Consider the following 21,970-nt stretch of genomic DNA (forward strand, 5'->3'; position numbering starts at 1 on the left):
ATGGTTTTAGGCCATGCTTTTTTATTTACTCATATTTTTGCAAATTACCATGATCATCGTAATGCAAAATGATGCGCTGTTTTTCTTGCAAATCATTTAGCATGTCGGAAGTAACTGAAAATTGGGCCGCTAATAATTCTACAGAACTATTAGGTGCCTTAGCACGTCGGTCCTCACCACTAAACCTAATCCAGTTATAACTTGCCCATAAAATTAAAATAAGTGCGCTAATTCCGATCATTAATGCTAGATGTAATAAGGTCTTAACTTCTGATAAGTGGTCTACCCAGACGTAATCATAAATTAAGTGACCTTCAAAAACCCATAAAAACAGTGAAACCAATGGGAAAAGCAGCCACATTAAACAAATCCAGCCAATGGTTTGTAATGTATAGTTTGCTGTTTTATTTTTGACATATTCCGGCTGATCAATATATTCAGGAATATCTAAAGTCTCTATATCCTTATTTTCCTCAAGTTTCATGGGTTATCTCCACGGAAGCCTCGGTCAGGACTTACCCAACGGGCACGTTTTTTTGTGTTAAATAAAGTTTTTGGTACCGCCACAACACTTGTAAACAAAGTCAGTAACCAGAAAAACAACGGGTACCAAATCACCCAAAAGTAATTTCTAAAAAAACGCCCTCGGTCATAACGATGATCAATCCACAAACTCACTAAAAACTGGATCAAACATGTTCCGCCTAATATTACACCGTACCACTGTGGCATAAGCGTTTTGATCTGCCATTGCTGAGGCAGTTCAACAAATAATCCCACAAAAAATAGCGTGAAGATCATGATCATCACATAAGACCAGATAATGCTGACTAGCGCCTCAATCATGACCGGCCACATTCTGCGAACACGCAGTTTGAACATTTGTGGAATATATTCTATAAGAACCTCTACCCCACCTTGCGCCCAGCGAAGACGCTGTTTCCATAGACCTTTAAATGTCTCAGGCATATAGATATAACAAAGCGCTTGTGGAATATACTGAATATCCCAATGGTCGAGCTGTAACTTCCATGAAATATCAATATCTTCGGTAATTTTATCGTCTGACCAAAACCCGACTCGAGCGAGTGCAGTTTTACGAAATGCTGCAATCACACCAGATACGGTAAAAATACGACCATATGTACGTTGTGCACGTTTAATCAAACCAATAATCGAAGAAAACTCACCAACTTGTAATTTTCCTAAAATACTAGATCGGTTTAAAATTCGTGGATTACCAGTTACAGCACCAATTCGCGGGAAGTTAATAAATGGTTGCATTAACCAAAGTACCGCATGCGGATGCAACAACGCATCTCCATCGATACAAACAAGATATTCGTATTTACTAACCAGTACTCCCGATCTTAAAGCTACAGCCTTCCCCTGATTTTCTGCCAAGTGTACAACCCGAAGTCGTGAATCTTGCGCTGATAATTCATCTAGAATTTCGGCGGTCCTATCACTACTTCCGTCATTAACAGCAATGACTTCAAAATTAGGATATTTGGTTTGTAGCGCATAACGAATAGTTTGGCGCACTTGTGCTTCTTCGTTGAAACACGGAATAATGATACTGCACCCTTCATTTGTGGGTTCAGGGAGCGCTTGTTCGCGGTATTCTCTTTTAAAGAAAAACCAAAGTCCGCCTACCATCCATGTCCAAGCCATCAGTAAGGGATATAAAAAGGCAAAAGCAAACAGAATATCGAGTAATACCCTCATTACTTTTTCCCCTCTACCAATCCAGCAAAAGGCTGATACATCACAGGGCTAGCATTCAGACTAAGCGGATTATATAAATATTGATGAACATCTTTTGATTTTTCAAAATCATAGCCATCAATACCGAATTTCTGGATTCCTACTCGCTGAATATAAAAGAGTCCTTGCTGAACCTCTTCCCAAGCATTTTTTTGCGAATTTTCTGGTAATACTAAAGTCAGCATTATTCTTTGCTTATCATTTTTATCGAGTGTATTTAAGAGCGTTAACAACTGATTAAATTGTTTTTTCTTACCAATCACATCAAACTTCAAATTGACTAAGTCATGTTGCATTAAAAGCGTTTTGATAAGCTCAGGTAGATTTTCCACATGATCTAAATCTGGTGTAAGCAATAAACTAAACTGCGCCTGATTACTCATATTTAAATAAGGCTTGACCGCTTTTTTAGTCAGTTGACTCAGTTGTTCGAGCTGTTTTGATTTCTCAATACAACTTTCTTGCACTGTTATTTTTTGCATTGCGCAATTTAAAGATGACCCTGCATTAAGCTGAATACCACTTAAATTACTGTTAAAACGCGCAATATCTTTAGCTAAATCTACAGTTAAAAATGGTTTATCTTTTTGCGGATAAACAGGCAATTCTAATATTACCGATTGGCCTGCACGAGTTTGAGCCTGCCATAAACTACGATTTAAAATATCTTGTTGAACAGACATTTTATTTGTAGGGAAATAAGCAACATCATATTGCCCATCTCCATCTTTGTCTTCTAAAGGCTTTAAGATTAAAGCATTGTTTTTTAAGCTATACAATTTTGATAACAACTGCCCAAGTTTTTCATCAGTTTGAGCATTTTGTTGTGCTGTCAAATGCTTTAAATCCATACTCACAAAATGACGCGATTGCTTAAATAAATCTGACTCTTCAAAGCTCAGAATATTTAACATGCCTTCTGTCAGTTGTTCGGCTGTAGGGTTATCAATGACTAAGCTACGCTTAAAAGTTGAGTCACTCACGCGATTCATACCATCACGTCCCAAACTGAATGAAAACTGGAAACCCGCCTGTTGTGCTAGCTTTTCTAACTGTTCATTCACGGCGCCATAAGGCCAAATAATTGCTTTAGGATTAACCCCTACTTCTTTTTTTAAAACTGCATAAGATTTTTTTAAATCCTGCAAAATGCGCTGTTGATATTCCGCATCGGTTTCATAACGTGATTGCGATTTTAAATAGGCATAAGAAGTAGCAGCAGGTTGCTCATTGCCTTGAGGATTGGCTAATACACCATGATGTAAATCATCGCTATGGCTTTCAAACTCGGCTAAACCAGATTCTTGCATTTTACGAACTTGAGCCCAGTTCACCAAATTACCTTGACCATAGGCTTCATAACCCGCTTTTATATTACCATTTAACCAACTGGTTGGAAGTGCAAAAACTGCTGGGATTTTATATTGCTTAAGCAAAGGAAATACTCGGCTATAACTACTTAAAGCACCATCATCAAAGGTCAGTAGAATAGAGTTATGAGGTAATTCTTTACCTTGCTTGCGCGCCTCTTCAATGTCTTTTAGTCGAATCGGTTTCCAGTCCGACTGACTAAGCCAATCGAGAAACTGCGCCAGATTATTGGTCTGAATCGCATAAATATCACGATCACCTTCCTTGAGTACGTCATCTCGTACATCATGAAAAGTTAACGAAACCGTATGATTTTTTGGTAGTTCAGTTTCAATGCGGGCATAGGCAAATTGTACGGGTAATAATGTTGAGGCAAACACACAGCTCAACATTTTTGACATCATGTTATTCATTAAAAACGCCCTTCAAATCCGAAAATACCGTAGGTATGTTGTTCATCATGACCATCGTATGGATGGTATTGCCAACCAATTCCATAATTAAGTTGCCAAGTCCGTGAGAGCTGCCATTGATGTTGATATTGCAAAGAGTATGTTGGTCGAGCTGAGTAATCTGCTTGTTTATATAGCCCTACTCCAGCTTCAAAATGTTGTTTAAATGAGCGTTCGTACTCTCGCCAAGTGACCCAGTCATGGCTTAAATTCAACTCGGCACTGTAATGATTGCTTGGGCTAAAGTAAGCAGTCTGATCTTGGCTATTGCTGCCATAAAATCCACGAACGGTTCCGTAAGTAATATGGTGAGGCGCATCGAATAATCGCTCACGCCAAAAAGTAGAAAATTCTTGTTGTTTATTACCGTCACTTATATCGGTTAAGCCATAGCTCGCTCCAATTTGGCGTGACTCATCTTTTTGCCATGTCAAAGCAGCACGGTAAGCTTGTCCATCCTCACCAGCATCAATTGCTTGTAATGGAATATTAGCCTGACTGTCATATTGCAATTGATATTGCCAGTGGTCGTTTAACCATTGCGACCAATCAAGACGAACACCTGCTTGGCCACCATCAGTACTTTGCGACAAGATTGCCGACAATGCCTTACGGTTTGCTTGCCACTCGGCACCAACACCATAACGTTGGTCATGCACATCACCAAAACGGTACTCACCGTAACGATCTTGATGCCAAGCAAATAGACGATAATTATCTTTAATCCAAGGGCTATTAATACGAGTTTCCATTTCTCGATCTTTTAAGCCATTTTGCCCACTCACAGAATCACTATTTTCTGCTTTACTCTGGCCCCAAGTCGTTGAGTGCGAGATGGTTGCTCTATCACGATCATCCAACTCTTTTCGACTTTTAACTACACCGCTATCTTCAGGATAATATTGCAAAAGACTTTCTGTACTTTTGCGCCATTCAGGAATATCTCCTAAAGCCTGAGCATTTTGCATTTGGTTAATACGCGTATCTTTAGCAACGGGTGTTAAACCATTTAAACGAGCAATTGTTTGCTTTGCTTGTAAAGGTTTATCTCTCCAGCGCTCAACACGAGCAAGGTTGTTAATTAAACCTTCATTAGCAGGTGCAAGATCTACTTGTTTTTGGAAATGCTTTTCTGATTGATCCAAATGATTTGCATAAGCTAAATGCATGCCTTGTAAAGCGATATAATCATCACGATCAGGATGGCTTGATTTATCCACCCCTTTGGCTTGACTATATTTATACATAGGGATCAACCTATCAACATCATTCAAAAGTTGATCAGCTTGTTTATATTTTTCTTGTTCAATATAAGAATAATAAAGCCCCGTATATACCGTCATATCTGAGTAGTTTTTTTCGGTAAGTAAGGTTTTAAAAGCGAGTTCAGCCTGCTTCGGTTGTCTTTCAGCTAAATAACTATCAGCAATCGCATGACGTACATAAGCCGGTAGCTTTTCTAACGGTACATTTAATTTAGTAAATTCATCTAGTACCGTACGGCTACGCCCACGAAAGTCCAAAGCATACAAATAGTCATAATGAAATCTTAAATAATTAGGGTCTGACGGTTGAATCAAAGGCTGTATTTGCTCACCTTGTTTCAATACAGCATCAAGCTCGGCAAAGCCTTCACTGTCCGACATGCCTTCCCGATTCAAATATTTGTAGCGAGTAATTGCGTTATTTACACGTTGAGAAAACTCACTGACTTTTAACCAGTGTTGTAACGATTCTGTTTGCGTATTTTTATCGCTGGCAAGTAGCAACTGCTGAGCTTTTTTATAAGCGCCTACAGCCGCCAAGTCGTAACTATATTCTTGCAAAACCGCAAAAGATTTTGGTTGTTGTTGATAAGCTTGCTCGATTGCAGATAAAGCATCTACAGGTGAATTAATGAGTCGATATGCATAAGCAATTTGAACAAATTGATCAGCTGTAAGATTTTTACTCTTAATACCTGATAAATGCACCTTAGCATTTACAGGGTCTTTAGCCTCAGCATATAGAACCGCTAATAAAATCTGCCCATCAGATGTCTTTTGAATATTAAATTTATTCGACCACTCAATTGCATCTTTAAAGTGTTTAAAATCACGAAAATTACGTATTAATGGTACTTGCCCATATTCTGGAAAATTCACATAATTAACATTTGCTAAATGCTGAGAAAAGGTTAATAAATCTCTTTTTTCACTTGACATGACAACTAAATAATCAGCTAGTAATTTTTGGTCATGCGGGTACTTATTTAGCAATTGTTCTAATTGCAATATTGCTTGTTGAGTTTGCCCAGTTTTGTAAGTGTGAATAGCTTGCTCTCGCAATTCATCTACTTGAGCAGCATATAAATTAAGAGGCAAGATATATACCAATGAAAAAACACATTTTTTTAGCATTTTGATAATCGGATAGTCCCATATCGAGGTGGGAAATTATAATTAAAATCAAAAACCAATCACATAACATCAAAAAAGTGTGATACATTTAACATTTTATAAATTATGGATTTTTCATGAATGCTTTTCTAAAATATTTATAAAAAATAAAGAATTACTATTTTTATGTGCAATAAAAAACATACACTTCTTTTCAATAGTGTTATTTAAATTTACAAACGAGTTTCAAAATAACTACGGGCTTATAACCAATAAGAACTATTTAATAATATTTAGTTTTATATATAAAACTTTAATTTTTCTCTGTGATATATATAAAAAAAACCATTCAACTTATCTACAAATTAATATACAAAAATTGAATGGTTAAAATAAACAATTGATTAAATTAACCAATACGACGTTTTAATCCCGTCATTTGTAAAATACGAGTTGAAATCTCTTCAATCGACATTTCGGTCACGTTTAAATATTTAATGCCTTCTGAAATATAAATCCCTTCAATTGCTCTTAGCTCCATTTGGCATTGGCTAAAACTTGCATAACGGCTATTCGCTTTACGTTCACTACGAATTGCGACCAAACGCTCAGCATCAATCATCAAACCAAATAACTTGCTACGATGAGCTCTTAATACTGCTGGTAACCGGTTGTCATCTAAATCTTCTTCAGTTAACGGATAGTTTGCAACACGAATACCGAATTGAAGAGATAAGTAAATAGAAGTCGGTGTTTTACCCGAACGGGAAACTCCAATTAAGATTAAATCCGCTTTATCGTAATGACGAGTACGTGCCCCATCATCATTATCAAGCGCAAAATGAACAGCATCGATACGGGCTTTATAATATTCAGAATCGGTTACAGCATGAGTCTGCCCAACCAATGTTGTTGGTGGTGTTCCAAGCTCTTGTTCAAGTTTACTAATTAAACCTTCAAACACATCCAGATTAACCGCTTTAGCCGTATTAATAATCTCTCGCACATGCGGATCGACTAAAGTATCAAATACTAAAGGTAGGCAACCGTCTTTAGTTTGGCATCGATTAATCTCAACCACCACATCCATTGCCGCCTCTTCAGTTGTAATATACGGCATGATGTGAATATCAAAATCTACATTGGGAAATTGTGCTAATAACGAATGTCCAAGAGTCTCGGCAGTAATTGCAGTTCCATCAGAAATAAAAAAAACACTCCGCTTAAATTGTTTACTTTCTGACATTAAAATTCTCCTTAAACATTTGTCTTAGTGCTATATAATCTTTATAGTAAACTGATCTTACATGACTGTCGCTTAGTATAATTCTCAACTAAGCACTTTATTTTTATAATTTCATGCCAAGATAGACATTAATACTGCAAAAGTGGAGTGAAAACTTTGGAAGCGCGCGTAATCGGTCTAGAAAAATTAGGGAAACACGATGTCGAACTCGTAGGTGGGAAAAACTCATCTTTGGGTGAAATGATCAGCCATTTATCAAATGCTGGTGTATCGGTACCTGGTGGCTTTGCAACTACTGCTGCTGCCTATCGTGAGTTCTTAGACCAAAGTGGTCTTAACGCTCGAATTCAAGCAGAACTTGCTCAACTCAACGTCGATGACGTAAATGCTCTTGCAGAAACAGGCGCAAAAATTCGTCAATGGATTGTAGAGACTCCACTCACTGCAACCTTAGAACAAGAAATTCGCGCCGCTTTTACAGCACTTTCTAACGGCAACCCTGATATCGCGGTTGCCGTTCGTTCATCTGCAACTGCTGAAGATTTACCAGATGCTTCATTCGCGGGTCAACAAGAAACTTTCTTGAATATTCGCGGTATTGATAACGTACTTATTGCGATTAAAGAAGTGTTTGCTTCTTTATATAATGACCGTGCAATTTCTTACCGTGTGCATCAAGGTTTTGATCATGACATCGTTGCACTTTCAGCGGGTGTTCAGCGTATGGTTCGTTCTGAAACTGGCGCTGCGGGTGTAATGTTTACACTTGATACAGAATCTGGTTTCCGTGATGTTGTATTTATTACTGCATCTTACGGTTTAGGTGAAATGGTTGTACAAGGTGCCGTTAACCCAGATGAGTTTTACTTATCTAAACCATTATTAAATGCAGGAAGACATTCTGTTTTACGTCGCAACCTTGGCTCTAAACACCAAAAAATGATTTATGGTGAAGAAGGTTCTGCGGGTAAATCTGTTGTTGTTGTTGATGTTGAAAAACAAGATCGTCAACAATTCGCTTTAAATGACCATGAGTTACAAGAGTTAGCTAAACAAGCGCTTATCATTGAGCAGCATTACGGTGCGCCAATGGACATCGAATGGGCAAAAGACGGTGATGACGGTCAAATTTATATTGTTCAAGCTCGTCCTGAAACTGTAAAAAGCCGCCAAAATGTAGGTACTATGGAGCGCTACCTTCTCAAACAAAGAGGTACTGTTCTTTGTGAAGGTCGTTCAATTGGTCAACGTATTGGTTCTGGTAAAGTCCGTATTGTTAACTCAATTAAAGAAATGGACAAAGTTCAAGAAGGCGACGTTCTTGTATCTGATATGACCGATCCTGACTGGGAACCGGTAATGAAACGTGCTGCTGCAATTATCACTAACCGTGGTGGTCGTACATGTCACGCAGCAATTATTGCACGTGAACTTGGTGTACCAGCGATTGTAGGTTGTGGTAACGCAACAGAAGTATTAACTGATGGCCAGGAAGTAACTGTTTCTTGTGCTGAAGGTGATACAGGTTTCATTTACGAAGGTGCTTTAGATTTCGAAGTTCAACGCAACTCAATCGAATCTATGCCTAAGCTTTCGTTTAAAATTATGATGAACGTAGGTAACCCTGACCGTGCATTTGACTTTGCTCAAATTCCAAACGAAGGTATTGGCCTTGCTCGTCTTGAGTTCATCATTAACCGCATGATCGGTGTGCACCCTAAAGCCTTACTCAATATTGATAGCCTACCTCGTGAAACTCGTGCTGCGGTTTTAACTCGTACCGCAGGTTATGCATCACCTGTAGATTTCTATGTTGAAAAATTGGTTGAAGGTATTGCAACTCTTGCTGCTGCATTTGGTGACAAGCCAGTTATCGTTCGTATGTCTGACTTCAAGTCAAACGAATACGCAAACTTAATTGGTGGTAAGTTATACGAGCCTGAAGAAGAAACCCCGATGCTTGGTTTCCGTGGTGCAAGCCGTTATGTATCTGATAACTTCCGTGATTGTTTCGAATTAGAATGTCGCGCACTTAAGAAAGTTCGTGATGAAATGGGTCTAACCAATATTCAAATCATGATTCCTTTTGTACGCACAGTATCTGAAGCGAAACGTGTTATTGAATTACTTACACAAAATGGCTTAAAACGTGGTGAGAACGGCTTAAAAGTAATCATGATGTGTGAATTACCAACTAACGCTCTGTTAGCTGAACAATTCTTAGAGCACTTCGATGGTTTCTCTATTGGTTCTAATGATTTAACTCAGTTAACGTTAGGCCTTGACCGTGACTCAGGTATTGTTTCACACTTATTTGATGAACGTGATGCAGCTGTTAAAGCTCTTCTTTCAATGGCAATCCATGCCTGCCGTAAAGCAGGTAAATATGTAGGTATCTGTGGTCAGGGTCCTTCAGACCATCCAGATCTTGCAAAATGGTTAATGGAACAAGGTATCGAATCTGTCTCTCTTAACCCAGACTCAGTTTTAGATACATGGTTCTTCCTTGCTGAAGAAAAAATCAAGCAAATCTAATATGTTATAAAAAAAGGCCCATCCGTGGGTCTTTTTTCATCTTTAGAATAGAGAATTTTTATTTATGCAAATTTACTTGGCACGTAATAATCAACAAGCTGGGCCTTATACTTTAGAACAAGTAAATCAAATGTTGGCTAGCCAACAAATTTTGTTAACTGATTTAGCTTGGCATGAAGGCATGACAGAATGGAAAGCTTTAGGAGAATTAACCCAAGGTAAACTTGTATATCAACCTATCGGTTATTCTGTACCTACAATAAATACGAATACATCAACTAATGAAACTATTCGTCAAATTCGTGTAGAACCTAAAGTTCATGAACTTGCGTCTATTCCGGCTCGGGCTTTAGCAAAAATTATTGATTTATTGCTTTGGTTACCAATCGCTGCAATTCCTTCTTTTTTCTTTAATGAAGCTCAATATAAGCAATTATTCGAGTTACAAAAACAGATGCAATCTGCCGAAGTCGCATCGACTAAAGCTGCAGAATTGCAACAGCAACTTTTTACTTTAATTCCAATAGAAGCTTGGCATTCAATGCTTCTTTACGTCGTAATTATGCTTGCAATTCAAGCCGTTCTTTTAACAAAGTTTGGTCAGAGTATAGGTAAGAAAATCGTTGGAATTAAAATTGTAGATGCTGAGGACAATAGCAAGGTTAATTTAACTCGCATCTTCTTATTAAGAAGTATTGTTTTTATCATATTAAACTTACTGTTTATGCCGATCAGTACAATTATTGACTATGCTTTTGCATTAGGACAAAAGCGACAAGCTTTACATGACAAAATTGCAAGAACAAAAGTGATCAAATGATAGTGAATGACTCATTCATTTAATGTCTAAAAAAAGAGGAGGCACCCTGCCTCCTTTTTTCTATAGTGAGTTGATATTTAAATAAAAGCTCTATTGAAATTAGATACCCTACAAAAAAAATCGGGTTTTAAAACAATTATTTCAGCCTACTTTATGTATAGCTTAGTTTGTCGATATGAGGCATAATGCCCTACAACGTAGCGGTGTCATATAATTGAGAAGTCTAAATTTAAGGATTAGCGTTCTCAATCATGCGACACTTTAATCGCTATCCCATATTTAATTAGGGAATGGGACTCTTCACCGAGGTTGTAAAATGAGACAAACGATTTTAGCTGTATTGTCTTTATCAACGCTTGCCGCACTTTTGACTGGGTGTGGTGGTGATATGGTACTTCTAAACTCTAAAGGTCCAGTTGGTCAAGGTCAAAGTGACCTTATGATGACTGCGATCTATTTAATGTTACTTGTGGTGATTCCTTCAATCATCATGGCATTATGGTTTGGTTGGAAATATCGCGCGTCAAATAAAGATGCAGACTATAAACCTACATGGGCACACTCAACTGCAATTGAAGTTGTAGTATGGGGTATCCCTGTCATTATTATTGGTATTTTAGCTTGGTTAACTTGGTGGGGTTCCCACAAGTATGACCCATACCGTCCTTTAGAATCAGATAAAGCACCTTTAACTATTCAAGTTATTGCTGAACAGTTTAAGTGGATCTTTATTTATCCTGAACAAAACATTGCAACAGTTAACGAAGTACGTTTCCCTGAAAAAACTCCGTTAAGCTTTAAAATCACTTCTAACTTTACAATGAACTCATTCTTCATTCCACAGTTAGGCGGCCAGATTTATGCAATGGCAGGTATGCAAACTCACCTTCATTTGTTAGCAAATGAAACTGGTGTATATCGTGGTTTCTCTTCTAACTACTCAGGTTACGGTTTCTCTCAAATGCGTTTCAAGGCGCATAGTGTTACAGAGCAACAATTCAACGAATGGGTAGCAGCGGTTAAAGCAGGTAATGGTTCAACCATTAACCCAGAAGCAGTTCAAAAAACTACGCTTGACCAAGCTGAATTGGCAACCTTACGTGATGGTAACCGTTCTAAGCATCAGATCGAGCATTTAGTAAATCGTGCTAAAGCTGCTGGTGATGAAAAAGCAGTTGCTGAAGCTGAAGCTATGAAACCGTTCCCGACTAAGCCACACCCTGTGACTTATTACTCTACTGTTGAGCCTAAATTGTTTGAAACAATTATCAACCACTATATGAGTAACTATCATGGTGTTGACCACTCTGCTGAACACGCAACAGCTGACACTCATGCTGCAGCTGAACACGCTGCTCAAGGGGAATAAGACATGGATATGATTTTTGGTAAACTGGGTTGGGACTCTATCCCGACAGAGCCAATCGTACTTGTCACCATGGTCCTTATGGCAATTGGTGCAATTGCAGTGCTTGGCGGTATCACCTATTTCAAAAAATGGGGATATTTGTGGAATGAGTGGTTTATTACGGTAGACCATAAAAAGATTGGTATCATGTATATCATCGTATCTGTTGTCATGCTTCTGCGTGGTTTCGCCGATGCGATCATGATGCGTTTACAACTTTTCCTCGCTAAAGGCGGCGGCGAAGGTTATCTACATCCTGACCACTATGACCAGATCTTCACCGCACACGGTGTAATCATGATCTTCTTCGTAGCAATGGGTCTCGTTGTAGGTATGATGAACATCTCTGTACCTTTACAGATTGGTGCTCGCGACGTTGCTTTCCCATTATTGAACTCTTTAAGCTTCTGGTTATTCGCTGGTGCTGCTGGTTTAATGATGCTTTCACTTGTATTAGGTGAATTTGCTGCGACTGGTTGGATGGCTTACCCTCCTCTATCTGGCATTCAATATTCTCCTGGTGTAGGTGTCGATTACTATATCTGGGCACTTCAGGTTTCTGGTCTAGGTACGCTTTTATCTGGTGTTAACTTCTTCGTTACCATCATCAAAATGCGTGCGCCTGGCATGAAATTAATGGACATGCCTATTTTCACATGGACTTCACTTTGTACGGCTGTATTAATCATTGCATCATTCCCTGTATTAACAGGTACTCTTGCAATGCTTACTCTTGACCGTTACTTCGGCTTCCATTTCTTCACAAATGAGCTTGGCGGTAGCCCAATGCTTTATGTGAACTTGATCTGGACATGGGGTCACCCTGAAGTATATATCTTGGTATTACCAGCATTTGGTCTATACTCAGAAATCGTTGCAACCTTCTCTCGTAAAGCGTTGTTCGGTTACAAGTCTATGGTGTATGCAACTATCGCGATTACTGTTCTTGCGTTCGTTGTATGGCTTCACCACTTCTTCACCATGGGTGCTGGTGCGAACGTTAACGCGTTCTTCGGTATCATGACCATGGTTATTGCGATTCCTACTGGTGTGAAAATCTTCTCTTGGTTATTCACTATGTATAAAGGTCGCATCACCTTTACTACTCCAATGTTATGGACGCTTGGCTTCCTTGTAACATTCGGTATCGGTGGTTTAACTGGTGTACTTATGGCTGTTCCACCTGCGGACTTCTTGGTACACAACTCATTATTCTTGATCGCTCACTTCCATAACGTAATTATTGGTGGTGTGGTGTTTGGTATGTTTGCCGGCATCATTTACTACTGGCCAAAAATGTTTGGTTGGAAGCTCAACGAAGCATGGGGTAAAGCTGCGTTCTGGTTCTGGTTCTTCGGTTTCTATTTTGCATTCATGCCACTTTATATCCTTGGTTTCATGGGTATGACTCGTCGTTTGAATACATATGACAACCCTGAATGGGATCCGTACCTTGCGATTGCATTATTTGGTGCTGTTCTTGTTGCGATTGGTATTGCATGTTTCTTAATGCAAATCATCGTTGGTTTCTTACAACGTAAAGACAACATGGACCTTACTGGCGATCCATGGGATGCTCGTACGCTTGAATGGGCGACCTCTTCCCCTGCTCCGTTCTATAACTTTGCGCATGAACCAGATGCAAGCGGTATCGACCGTTTCTGGACTGACAAAGAAAATGGTGTAGCATACGCACGTAACACTAAATATGAAGACATCCACATGCCGACTGATCGTGCTGCTGGTTTTGTCATTGCAATGTTCATTACTCTTCTTGGCTTTGCACTCATCTGGCATATTTGGTGGCTCGTTGTTGTTTCATTCGTTGCAGCTGTTGTTAGCTTGATCGTAAGCTCATTCACTAAGAATGTTGACTACTACGTTCCTGCTGCTGAAGTTGAGCGTATTGAAAACGAACGCTATGCTTTACTTGAAAAACACTTGAAGAAGGACTAAGGAAATGGCTGAAGTACTTCATCACGACAACCACGGCCATGACGGTCATCATGAACATGATGATACCGACTTAACGGTTTTTGGTTTCTGGACATACTTGATGAGTGACTTGATTCTTTTCGGATCACTCTTCATTGCGTTCGCTGTATTAAGCAGTCATGTTCCAGCAGGCACTCCAAGCGCATATGACCTATTCCATGACTCATTAGGCTTCGTGTTAACTGAAACATTTGCCTTATTGATTTCATCGGTAACCTTTGGTTTTGCTGTACTTGCATCTTATAAAAAGAATGTAAATCAAGTTATCACTTGGTTATTTATTACATTCCTTTTTGGTGCATCGTTCATTGGAATGGAAGTCTATGAATTCCATCACCTTGTACATGAAGGCCACGGTCCAACTCACAGTGCATTCTTATCATCGTTCTTTACTTTGGTTGGTACACACGGTATCCACGTAACTTCTGGTTTAGTGTGGATGCTTGTATTAATGTATCAAATTAAAACTAAAGGTTTGACTTTACCGAATACACGTCGTCTTGCTTGCTTAAGCTTGTTCTGGCACTTCCTTGACATCGTTTGGATCTGTGTATTCAGCGTCGTTTACTTACTGGGAGTTCTCTAATGAGTAGTCATGAGCATAATGCTGCTGGTGCGTCACACGGTAACTTTAAGCAATACACTGTTGGATTTATCCTTTCTGTTATCCTCACCATCATCCCTTTCGGGATGGGGATGGCGGGTGGTTTCAGTCGTGGTCTTTTAGTTACAGTGATTGCAATCACTGCGGTTGCTCAGGTTCTTGTACAACTTGTGTACTTCCTACACATGAATACATCATCTGAACAACGTTGGAATATGATTGCATTCATCTACACAATCCTATGTATCGCCGTACTTTTAATCGGTTCTGTGTGGATTATGAATTACCTTCACTACAATATGATGATCTAAACTGATTGTCATGTTGAGAAAATATCTATTCCTGACTAAACCAGGAATTCTCTTCGGTAATTTCATTACCACCTTGGGCGGCTTTTTCTTAGCCGCCCAAGGCTCTATAGACATCTTATTATTACTTCTCACCCTACTTGGAACAACTTTAGTTGTGGCTTCTGGTTGTGTAGTTAATAATGTTATAGATCAAGATATTGATACAAAGATGCAGCGCACTCAAAACCGTGCACTTGTTAAAAAAACAATCTCTCCTACTGTTGCGCTGATATATGCATTAGTGCTTGGAGTAATTGGTTTTAGCATTTTGTGGTTCGGTGTAAATGGTTATGCATTTTTGTTTGCAATGATTGGTTTTATTGTCTATGTCGGTTTTTATAGCTTGTGGACCAAACGTACTTCAATCCATCAAACCGTCATTGGTAGTATCTCCGGAGCGAGCCCTCCTGTTATTGGTTATACAGCAGTAACTCATCAATTTGATGTGGCAGCCTTGCTTTTGTTTTTAGCATACGCTTTATGGCAAATGCCTCACTCTTGGGCAATTGCAATTTATCGTTTTGATGATTACAAAAATGCGGGAATTCCAATTTTGCCTGTAGCACGTTCTATTTATCGTACGAAAATTGAATGTGTAATCTATATCCTATTATTTGCAGCTGTTTTAAATGGGTTATATTGTTTTGGCTATACCAATGTATTCTTTTTAATTACCTTTAATGCTTTGACTGCATATTGGTTATATTTATCAGTTATTGGATTTAAAGCCGTAAATGATCAATTGTGGGCTAAACGTTTTTTCCTGTACTCGGTCATATTAATTACCCTGTTAAGTTTGAGCTTTAGCTTTACCTATCAATCCCCTGCTCCAAATCTTCCTCTCTTTTAAACAAGAGAGGATTTCCTCTTTATAGTAAAGAAGTTTTACTTTTCTGATCAAAAGATTTGTTTTTAGTCGAACTTTTACCTATAATTCAGCCTTCGCAATTTTTGCGACATAACTTATTAAGTTATGACTCCTTGCTTCTAATTTTTTTATTAGGGGCTGTTTAAACCGTAAGGAGCTGACAATGCGTCATTACGAAATCGTACTTTTGGTACACCCAGACCAAAGCGATCAAGTGGTAGGTATGGTTGAACGCTATATCTCTCAGATCAAAGAAGCTGAAGGTCAAATTCACCGTTTAGAAGATTGGGGCCGTCGTCAATTGGCTTACCCAATTAACAAAATTCACAAAGCGCACTACATTCTTATGAATGTTGAATGTGGTCAAACTACGCTTGATGAGTTAGAAGAATTATTCCGTTATAACGACGCGATCATTCGTAACCTTATCATCCGTCGTGAACACGCAATCACTGAAGAGTCATTGCTTGCTAAGAGTGCTGAAGAAAAGCGTGCGCGTAAAGCTCAACGCGAAGAAGCACAGCAAGTTGCTCAAGAAGCTGAATAAGGAGAACATCAATGGCACGTTTTTACCGTCGTCGCAAGTTCTGCCGCTTTACAGCTGAGAATGTTGCGTACATCGACTACAAAGATATCGACACTTTAAAACAGTACATCACTGAAAACGGCAAGATTGTTCCTAGCCGTATCACTGGTACTAAAGCTCGTTATCAACGTCAATTAGCACTTGCTATCAAACAAGCTCGCTATTTGTCTTTGATTCCGTACACTGACAACCATAAGTGAGGTGATCTGTGGACGTTATCTTATTACAACGCATTAAGAACCTTGGTAAATTAGGCGATAAAGTATCAGTTAAAGCTGGTTACGGCCGTAACTTCCTTATCCCTCAAGGTAAAGCAGTTGCAGCTACTGAAGCTAACACTGCTGCTTTTGAAGCTCGTCGTGCTGAACTTGAGAAGCAAGAAGCTGAAGTTTTAGCTGCTGCTCAAGCACGTGCTGAACAATTGAATGAAGTTAACATCGTTATCACTGCTAAAGCTGGTGACGAAGGTAAACTCTTCGGTTCTATCGGTACTCGTGACATCGCTGACGCATTAACGAATGCTGGTCTTACAGTTGACCGTGCAGAAGTTCGTTTACCAAATGGCGCGCTTCGTCACACTGGTGAATTCAACATCGCAATCCAATTGCACCATGATGTTGTTGCAGAAGTTCTCGTTACTATCGTATCTGAGTAATTTCTCATCAAAAAAAGAGCATGCTTTTGCATGCTCTTTTTTTATGTTTCAAATTTTAAAATAAGATATATTAATTCCTGATCAGTTCTTCAGTTTAATTGGTTTTTTAATTAGGTAGTTTATTTAATTTTGTTTTAAGATAGTTCTCGGCTTTATAGCCTCTTTGTGTACACCTTTCTTTATCATCAGGTCTAATTATGTCTCAGGCGAATGCCACTTCTTTAGCGCTTTCATCTCCAACAGAAAATAAAACGAGTGAATCAGGCCAACTTAAAGAGTTTCGCACTCCCCCACACAATTTAGCTATTGAACAGGCTGTTCTAGCTGCCCTGATGACAGTTGCCGAATCTTTCGAACAAGTTAACGATGTACTCAAAGAAAATGATTTTTACGCGACTCGCCATAAATATATTTTTCGTGCAATCGAGAAATTAGCACAAGAAAACTCACCCTATGATGCTGTCTTAGTAAGTGACTGGCTCTTAAAACAAAATTTACTTGATGCTATCGGTGGCGAAGAATATTTAATGCAGCTCATGGCTGACTCACCTTCAAGTTTCTATAACTTAGAAACTTATGCTACTAAAATTAAAGAATTTTCTACGCTTCGTAGCATGATTAAAGTTAGTACTGAAATTTTACAAAATGCTTATGACACGAAAGGCCGCGGTGTTAGTGAAATTTTAGACTTAGCTGAAACAAGTATTTTCTCATTAGCAGAACAGCACAATAACAATAAAAAAGATGCTGGTCCAAAATCTATTAGTTCTGTTACCGCAGACGTAATTAGTAAGCTTGATGAGCTTTCAAAATTAGATGGCAATATTACAGGTTTAACGACTGGCTTCTTAGAACTTGATAATAAAACATCTGGTATGCAACCTGGTGACTTAATTATTGTTGCTGCACGTCCATCGATGGGTAAAACTACTTTTGCCATGAATCTGGTTGAGAGTGTTTTGCAATATAACAAGTTACCTGCTCTGGTCTTTTCAATGGAGATGCCAGCAGACTCGATTGCGATGCGTCTTATTTCCGCAATGGGTAAAGTCCATCAAGGACATTTACGCTCTGGTAACCTCGATGCAGATGAATGGACCAAAGTGACTGGTACAATTTTGCAGCTTCAGCAAATGCATCTGTATATTGATGACTCATCTGCCCTACCTCCAACTGAACTCCGTGCCCGTGCTCGTCGTGTTGCCAAAATGCATGATGGTAAAATCGGTTGTATCATGGTCGATTACTTGCAGCTCATGAAAGTCCCAGGCATGGGTGATAACCGTGTAGGCGAGATCTCGGAAATTTCACGTAGCTTAAAAGCGTTAGCGAAAGAAATGCAATGTCCTGTTATTGCACTTTCCCAGCTTAACCGAAGTCTGGAAAACCGTCCAAATAAACGTCCTGTAATGTCCGACTTACGTGAATCCGGTGCGATCGAGCAGGATGCCGACTTAATTATGTTTATTTACCGTGATGAGGTTTATAACAAAGAATCAAAAGAAGCCGGCACTGCAGAAATTATTATTGGTAAGCAGCGTAACGGTCCAATTGGTTCAGTTCGTCTTGCTTTTGAAGGTCAATATACTCGATTTAGTAATCTCTCTCCTGAGTATTACAGCCAATATGATGATGAAGAATAAGCTCTATCTCTAGCCCAAAGGAGTAAATGAGGGTGCGCCAAGCAACAGTTTATATTGACCGCAATGCAATTCAATATAACTTAAACCGTGTCAAACAACTTGCAACAAATTCAAAAATTGTAAGTATGGTAAAAGCCAATGCTTATGGACATGGAATCAAAGACTGTTTAGCAGCCTTAAATGCATCAGATGCCTTTGGTGTCGCCTGCCTACAAGAAGGTCTGGAAATCCGTGAACTCGGATTTCAACAACCTGTTACTTTAATTGAAGGGGTATTTTCTGAAGATGAAATGCCAATTGCGATTAAACAAAAATTTGAATGTGTCATTCACCATCCACAACAATTTGAATGGTTGATTAAACACAAACAAGCATACATCAGCCAAGGCTTAAAAGTCTGGGTGAAACTTAATAGTGGGATGAACCGGTTAGGTTTTAAAAATCCAGAAATTATTGAAGTTATTAAGACTTTAAAATCTGAAGGATTTACTTGTGTACTTGCGATGCATTTCGCAAATGCAGATGTAGACCATCCACTTAACGAGCAACAAAAACAACAATTTCTACAGGTTAAACAAGCTTGTGATCCAGTGTTAGCTTCTTGCTGTAACTCTGCTGCTATTTATAAATGGCCAGAGTTACATTTTGATTATGTTCGTCCGGGTATCATGCTTTACGGCGCCTCGCCTTTTGCAGATAAAACAGTCCATGATCTTGACTTAAAACCAGTGATGACTTTTTCAGCAGAAGTGATTGCACTCAATCATATTCAAACTAATGAACATGTCGGTTATGGATCAACTTTCTGCGCCACGCAAGCAATGGATATTGCAATTGTTTCTATAGGTTACGGTGATGGTTATCCACGAGCTTATATTAAACAAAACTATGTCGCTATCGATAAACAACTCTGTGCGGTTGTAGGGCGCGTGAGCATGGATATGATTGCAATTGACGTGACAGGCAAGCAAGTAAAATTAGGCACTCCAGTTGAACTCTGGGGTCCGCATCGCCTAGTTGATGATGTTGCGGATGCAAACGGAACGATAGGATATGAGTTACTCTGTCGATTAAGCAATCGCCCCACTCGTAAAAGCACTTAAATAATAAAATATAAAAAAATCCAAGCATGCTTGGATTTTTTTATGTAAACATTCAAAATTTATCGCCAGTAATCATCTGTAGGCTTTGGCATTTCCTGTAATCCCCGACGAAGAGTATCTGACCATTGTTTACTAATCTGTGAGAAATAAGGATCATCTTCAGTTATTCGTTTTCCCATAGGGATAACAAAGCTATCTTTAATGTATACCAATGCATCAAGTGGTAAGCCAACCGAAACATTTGAGCGCAAAGTCGAATCAAAAGAAATCAGGCTACAACGTAATGCGTCGTCTAGTGGCATTGCATAATATAAAGCTCGATCCAGAATAGGCTTTCCATATTTACTTTCACCTATTTGGAAATAAGGTGTATCTGTAGTTGCGCAAATGAAATTGCCTTGTGGATAAACATTATAAAGTTGCATGTCACCACCCTTAATCTGCCCACCCACCAAAATACTACAGGCATAATTCATTTGTTCTTGGGTGTCCGAACTAATATCCTCTAAAACAGTTTTTAAGGTTTTACCAATTAGTTCAGCCGCCTCAAACATCGTATTAACACTATATAAATTAGGCTCTTGCTGCAAAGTCAGGGCATTTTGTAAATGACCTATAACAGCTTGCGTTGTTGCTAAGTTACCTGCAGTTTGCAAGGCAATAAAACGTTCTCCGGTAACGCCGAAAGTATGCAGTTTTCGGAACACAGAAATATGGTCAACTCCTGCATTGGTTCTTGTGTCACTAATAAACACTAAACCTTGTTCCAATCTTAACGCACAACAATAGGTCATTTCATTCTCTTTACATTCAACATGCCAACACTTGAACCACAGACATCATATTCTCAACTCCACCTTGCTCTCTTATGCCACGAATAGGTGCCACATCAAGATAGTCACGTCCTACTGCAAGGTAGATATGATGTTTGGGTGTAAACAACTGATTGCTTACATCAAAACAATACCACTGATTTTCTAAAAATACCTCCGCCCAAGCGTGACTGGCAAGGTGCGGATAGTTTTGATCAAATAGATAACCAGAGACATAACGTGCAGGTAATTGTAGCGCACGACACATCGCAATTAAAATGTGAGCATGATCTTGGCATACACCTTGACCAGCATGAAATGCTTCGATCGCAGTTGTCTGAACCGAAGTACTTTCAGGCTGATAAAGTATTTTTTGCAAGATATATTCGCTTAATAACGCAATATGCTGTCGATCCCTAACCACTACAATATTTTTAGCAAAGTCCAACATTTCCGAATCACATCGAGTTGCACCTGTCATCTGCAAAAACAAATTTGTAGGTGTAGAGAGATCTACACAACCTAGTTCTACATTTCGAAGCTCAACAATTCCTTGGGCCATAAATGTAAGATGTTGATATGGATAACGCTGACTAGCCGTCATCCATACATTGTTAAATATATCTCTCTTTATTGTTTTATCACCCGGCACGCTAATTGCCCAATTCATAACATGTTGGTGAGGCGATGTTTGAGGCATCATTTTAATATACTGAATGCTGTTCCGAGCAGTTTCAGTATAGCTATAATGCGTTTGATGATTAACCATCAATTTCATAATCAGCCCTCAAACATATTTTCCAACTGCTGTGTAAAAGTATAATAAGCGTCCCACGTAAGTTGCTGCTTTAGTGCTTGCCAATTTTCATTTATATTTTCCCAATTCAAATTAGCGAGCTGTTGCACCATAGTATCTAGCTCTGATATGAGAACAGATAAATCTTCACCAAAACGCAGTTCTATATCAAATTGCTCTATTTTTTGGCCTAAATGCAAAAATAAACGAACATCTTCATGTTCCGCTTCTAGTATTCGTGTGCATTGTTCGACTGCTTTACTCAATGCATCAGGTTGAGCTTGAAGCGTATTAATCACATTATTTAATTCTGCATAAGCATGTGATGACAAAATACCTCTTAGTTCCTGAATATTATCTTTAGCAATAATGAGCTGGTTCAGTAATGAAAATGTTTGCTTCTTGTCTAACATATAGTGATTTAGTAATTCAGCATTTTCTATGACCAAACCAAATGCTGCTGCAAATCTTGTTGCTTTCTCATCTTCTGTAAAGGGTAAATGAGAGGCTGCAAATTTAACTCGCATCAAATATCGACCCAACCAATATATTTGATGCGCACTCGAATTGAGTAAAACCAT

Annotated in this window: 20 protein-coding genes; 12 read left to right on the forward strand and 8 right to left on the reverse strand. The window is 38.8% G+C overall.

From position 1 onward, the window contains the following. Positions 1–25 precede the first annotated feature (25 nt). From pgaD to ppsR, 5 genes are all read right to left on the reverse strand, one after another. Complete coding sequence (gene pgaD, locus J690_RS09735; protein ID WP_005073598.1) at positions 26–484, reverse strand: poly-beta-1,6-N-acetyl-D-glucosamine biosynthesis protein PgaD; 459 nt, start codon at positions 482–484, stop codon at positions 26–28. Beyond that, positions 481–1,728: a poly-beta-1,6-N-acetyl-D-glucosamine synthase gene (gene pgaC / locus J690_RS09740; protein WP_032035519.1), complete on the reverse strand. Its 1,248-nt coding sequence runs from the start codon at positions 1,726–1,728 to the stop codon at positions 481–483. The genes pgaD and pgaC overlap by 4 nt, the downstream gene beginning before the upstream one ends. Continuing rightward, on the reverse strand, positions 1,728–3,551 hold the full coding sequence (gene pgaB / locus J690_RS09745; protein WP_032035522.1) for a poly-beta-1,6-N-acetyl-D-glucosamine N-deacetylase PgaB: 1,824 nt from the start codon (positions 3,549–3,551) through the stop codon (positions 1,728–1,730). The genes pgaC and pgaB overlap by 1 nt, the downstream gene beginning before the upstream one ends. Beyond that, positions 3,551–5,989: a poly-beta-1,6 N-acetyl-D-glucosamine export porin PgaA gene (gene pgaA, locus J690_RS09750; RefSeq protein WP_032035525.1), complete on the reverse strand. Its 2,439-nt coding sequence runs from the start codon at positions 5,987–5,989 to the stop codon at positions 3,551–3,553. Before pgaA ends, pgaB begins: the two co-directional genes overlap by 1 nt. A gap of 388 nt (positions 5,990–6,377) precedes the next feature. Further along, positions 6,378–7,214 (reverse strand): posphoenolpyruvate synthetase regulatory kinase/phosphorylase PpsR, encoded by an 837-nt coding sequence (gene ppsR / locus J690_RS09755; RefSeq protein WP_002119749.1) that lies wholly within the window; start codon positions 7,212–7,214, stop codon positions 6,378–6,380. A gap of 147 nt (positions 7,215–7,361) precedes the next feature. On the opposite strand from ppsR, the gene ppsA reads away from it, so the two are divergent. From ppsA to alr, 12 genes are all read left to right on the forward strand, one after another. After that, on the forward strand, positions 7,362–9,749 hold the full coding sequence (ppsA, locus tag J690_RS09760) for a phosphoenolpyruvate synthase (RefSeq protein WP_171073726.1): 2,388 nt from the start codon (positions 7,362–7,364) through the stop codon (positions 9,747–9,749). Positions 9,750–9,813: 64 nt separating this feature from the next. Then, on the forward strand, positions 9,814–10,569 hold the full coding sequence (locus J690_RS09765; RefSeq protein WP_002119677.1) for an RDD family protein: 756 nt from the start codon (positions 9,814–9,816) through the stop codon (positions 10,567–10,569). Positions 10,570–10,885: 316 nt separating this feature from the next. Beyond that, a complete protein-coding gene (cyoA, locus tag J690_RS09770; RefSeq protein ID WP_002119579.1) occupies positions 10,886–11,938 on the forward strand; it encodes a ubiquinol oxidase subunit II in 1,053 nt (350 codons plus the stop codon). A gap of 3 nt (positions 11,939–11,941) precedes the next feature. Then, a complete protein-coding gene (gene cyoB, locus J690_RS09775) occupies positions 11,942–13,933 on the forward strand; it encodes a cytochrome o ubiquinol oxidase subunit I (protein ID WP_005068497.1) in 1,992 nt (663 codons plus the stop codon). 4 nt (positions 13,934–13,937) lie between these two features. Further along, positions 13,938–14,558, forward strand: coding sequence for a cytochrome o ubiquinol oxidase subunit III (gene cyoC / locus J690_RS09780; protein ID WP_002119759.1), 621 nt, complete (start codon positions 13,938–13,940; stop codon positions 14,556–14,558). Beyond that, positions 14,558–14,887 carry a cytochrome o ubiquinol oxidase subunit IV gene (locus J690_RS09785; RefSeq protein ID WP_032035530.1) on the forward strand — a complete coding sequence of 110 codons (330 nt, stop codon included), beginning with the start codon at positions 14,558–14,560 and terminating at the stop codon, positions 14,885–14,887. The genes cyoC and J690_RS09785 overlap by 1 nt, the downstream gene beginning before the upstream one ends. A gap of 10 nt (positions 14,888–14,897) precedes the next feature. Further along, a complete protein-coding gene (cyoE, locus tag J690_RS09790) occupies positions 14,898–15,776 on the forward strand; it encodes a heme o synthase (protein WP_005073589.1) in 879 nt (292 codons plus the stop codon). A 181-nt stretch (positions 15,777–15,957) separates the two neighbouring features. Next, positions 15,958–16,341, forward strand: a complete 384-nt coding sequence (gene rpsF, locus J690_RS09795; RefSeq protein ID WP_002119610.1) for a 30S ribosomal protein S6 — start codon at positions 15,958–15,960, stop codon at positions 16,339–16,341. A gap of 11 nt (positions 16,342–16,352) precedes the next feature. Further along, positions 16,353–16,580 (forward strand): 30S ribosomal protein S18, encoded by a 228-nt coding sequence (gene rpsR / locus J690_RS09800; protein ID WP_000090661.1) that lies wholly within the window; start codon positions 16,353–16,355, stop codon positions 16,578–16,580. Between the two features lie 8 nt (positions 16,581–16,588). After that, positions 16,589–17,035: a 50S ribosomal protein L9 gene (rplI, locus tag J690_RS09805; RefSeq protein ID WP_000382591.1), complete on the forward strand. Its 447-nt coding sequence runs from the start codon at positions 16,589–16,591 to the stop codon at positions 17,033–17,035. A gap of 197 nt (positions 17,036–17,232) precedes the next feature. Next, positions 17,233–18,678 (forward strand): replicative DNA helicase, encoded by a 1,446-nt coding sequence (gene dnaB, locus J690_RS09810; RefSeq protein ID WP_002119718.1) that lies wholly within the window; start codon positions 17,233–17,235, stop codon positions 18,676–18,678. Between the two features lie 32 nt (positions 18,679–18,710). Further along, entirely contained in the window at positions 18,711–19,781 is a 1,071-nt protein-coding gene (gene alr, locus J690_RS09815) for an alanine racemase (protein ID WP_017480829.1), read from the forward strand. Positions 19,782–19,840: 59 nt separating this feature from the next. Here alr and J690_RS09820 read toward each other — a convergent pair whose 3' ends face one another. The 3 genes from J690_RS09820 to J690_RS09830 are packed head-to-tail and all read right to left on the reverse strand — an operon-like array spanning position 19,841 to position 21,970. After that, positions 19,841–20,575 (reverse strand): proteasome-type protease, encoded by a 735-nt coding sequence (locus J690_RS09820; RefSeq protein WP_002119721.1) that lies wholly within the window; start codon positions 20,573–20,575, stop codon positions 19,841–19,843. A gap of 16 nt (positions 20,576–20,591) precedes the next feature. After that, positions 20,592–21,371, reverse strand: a complete 780-nt coding sequence (locus tag J690_RS09825) for a transglutaminase family protein (protein WP_017480828.1) — start codon at positions 21,369–21,371, stop codon at positions 20,592–20,594. Positions 21,372–21,373: 2 nt separating this feature from the next. After that, positions 21,374–21,970: an alpha-E domain-containing protein gene (locus J690_RS09830; protein WP_032035534.1), complete on the reverse strand. Its 597-nt coding sequence runs from the start codon at positions 21,968–21,970 to the stop codon at positions 21,374–21,376.

It is taken from the genome of Acinetobacter sp. 742879, assembly GCF_000588535.1.
In the GTDB taxonomy this organism is placed as follows: domain Bacteria; phylum Pseudomonadota; class Gammaproteobacteria; order Pseudomonadales; family Moraxellaceae; genus Acinetobacter; species Acinetobacter pittii.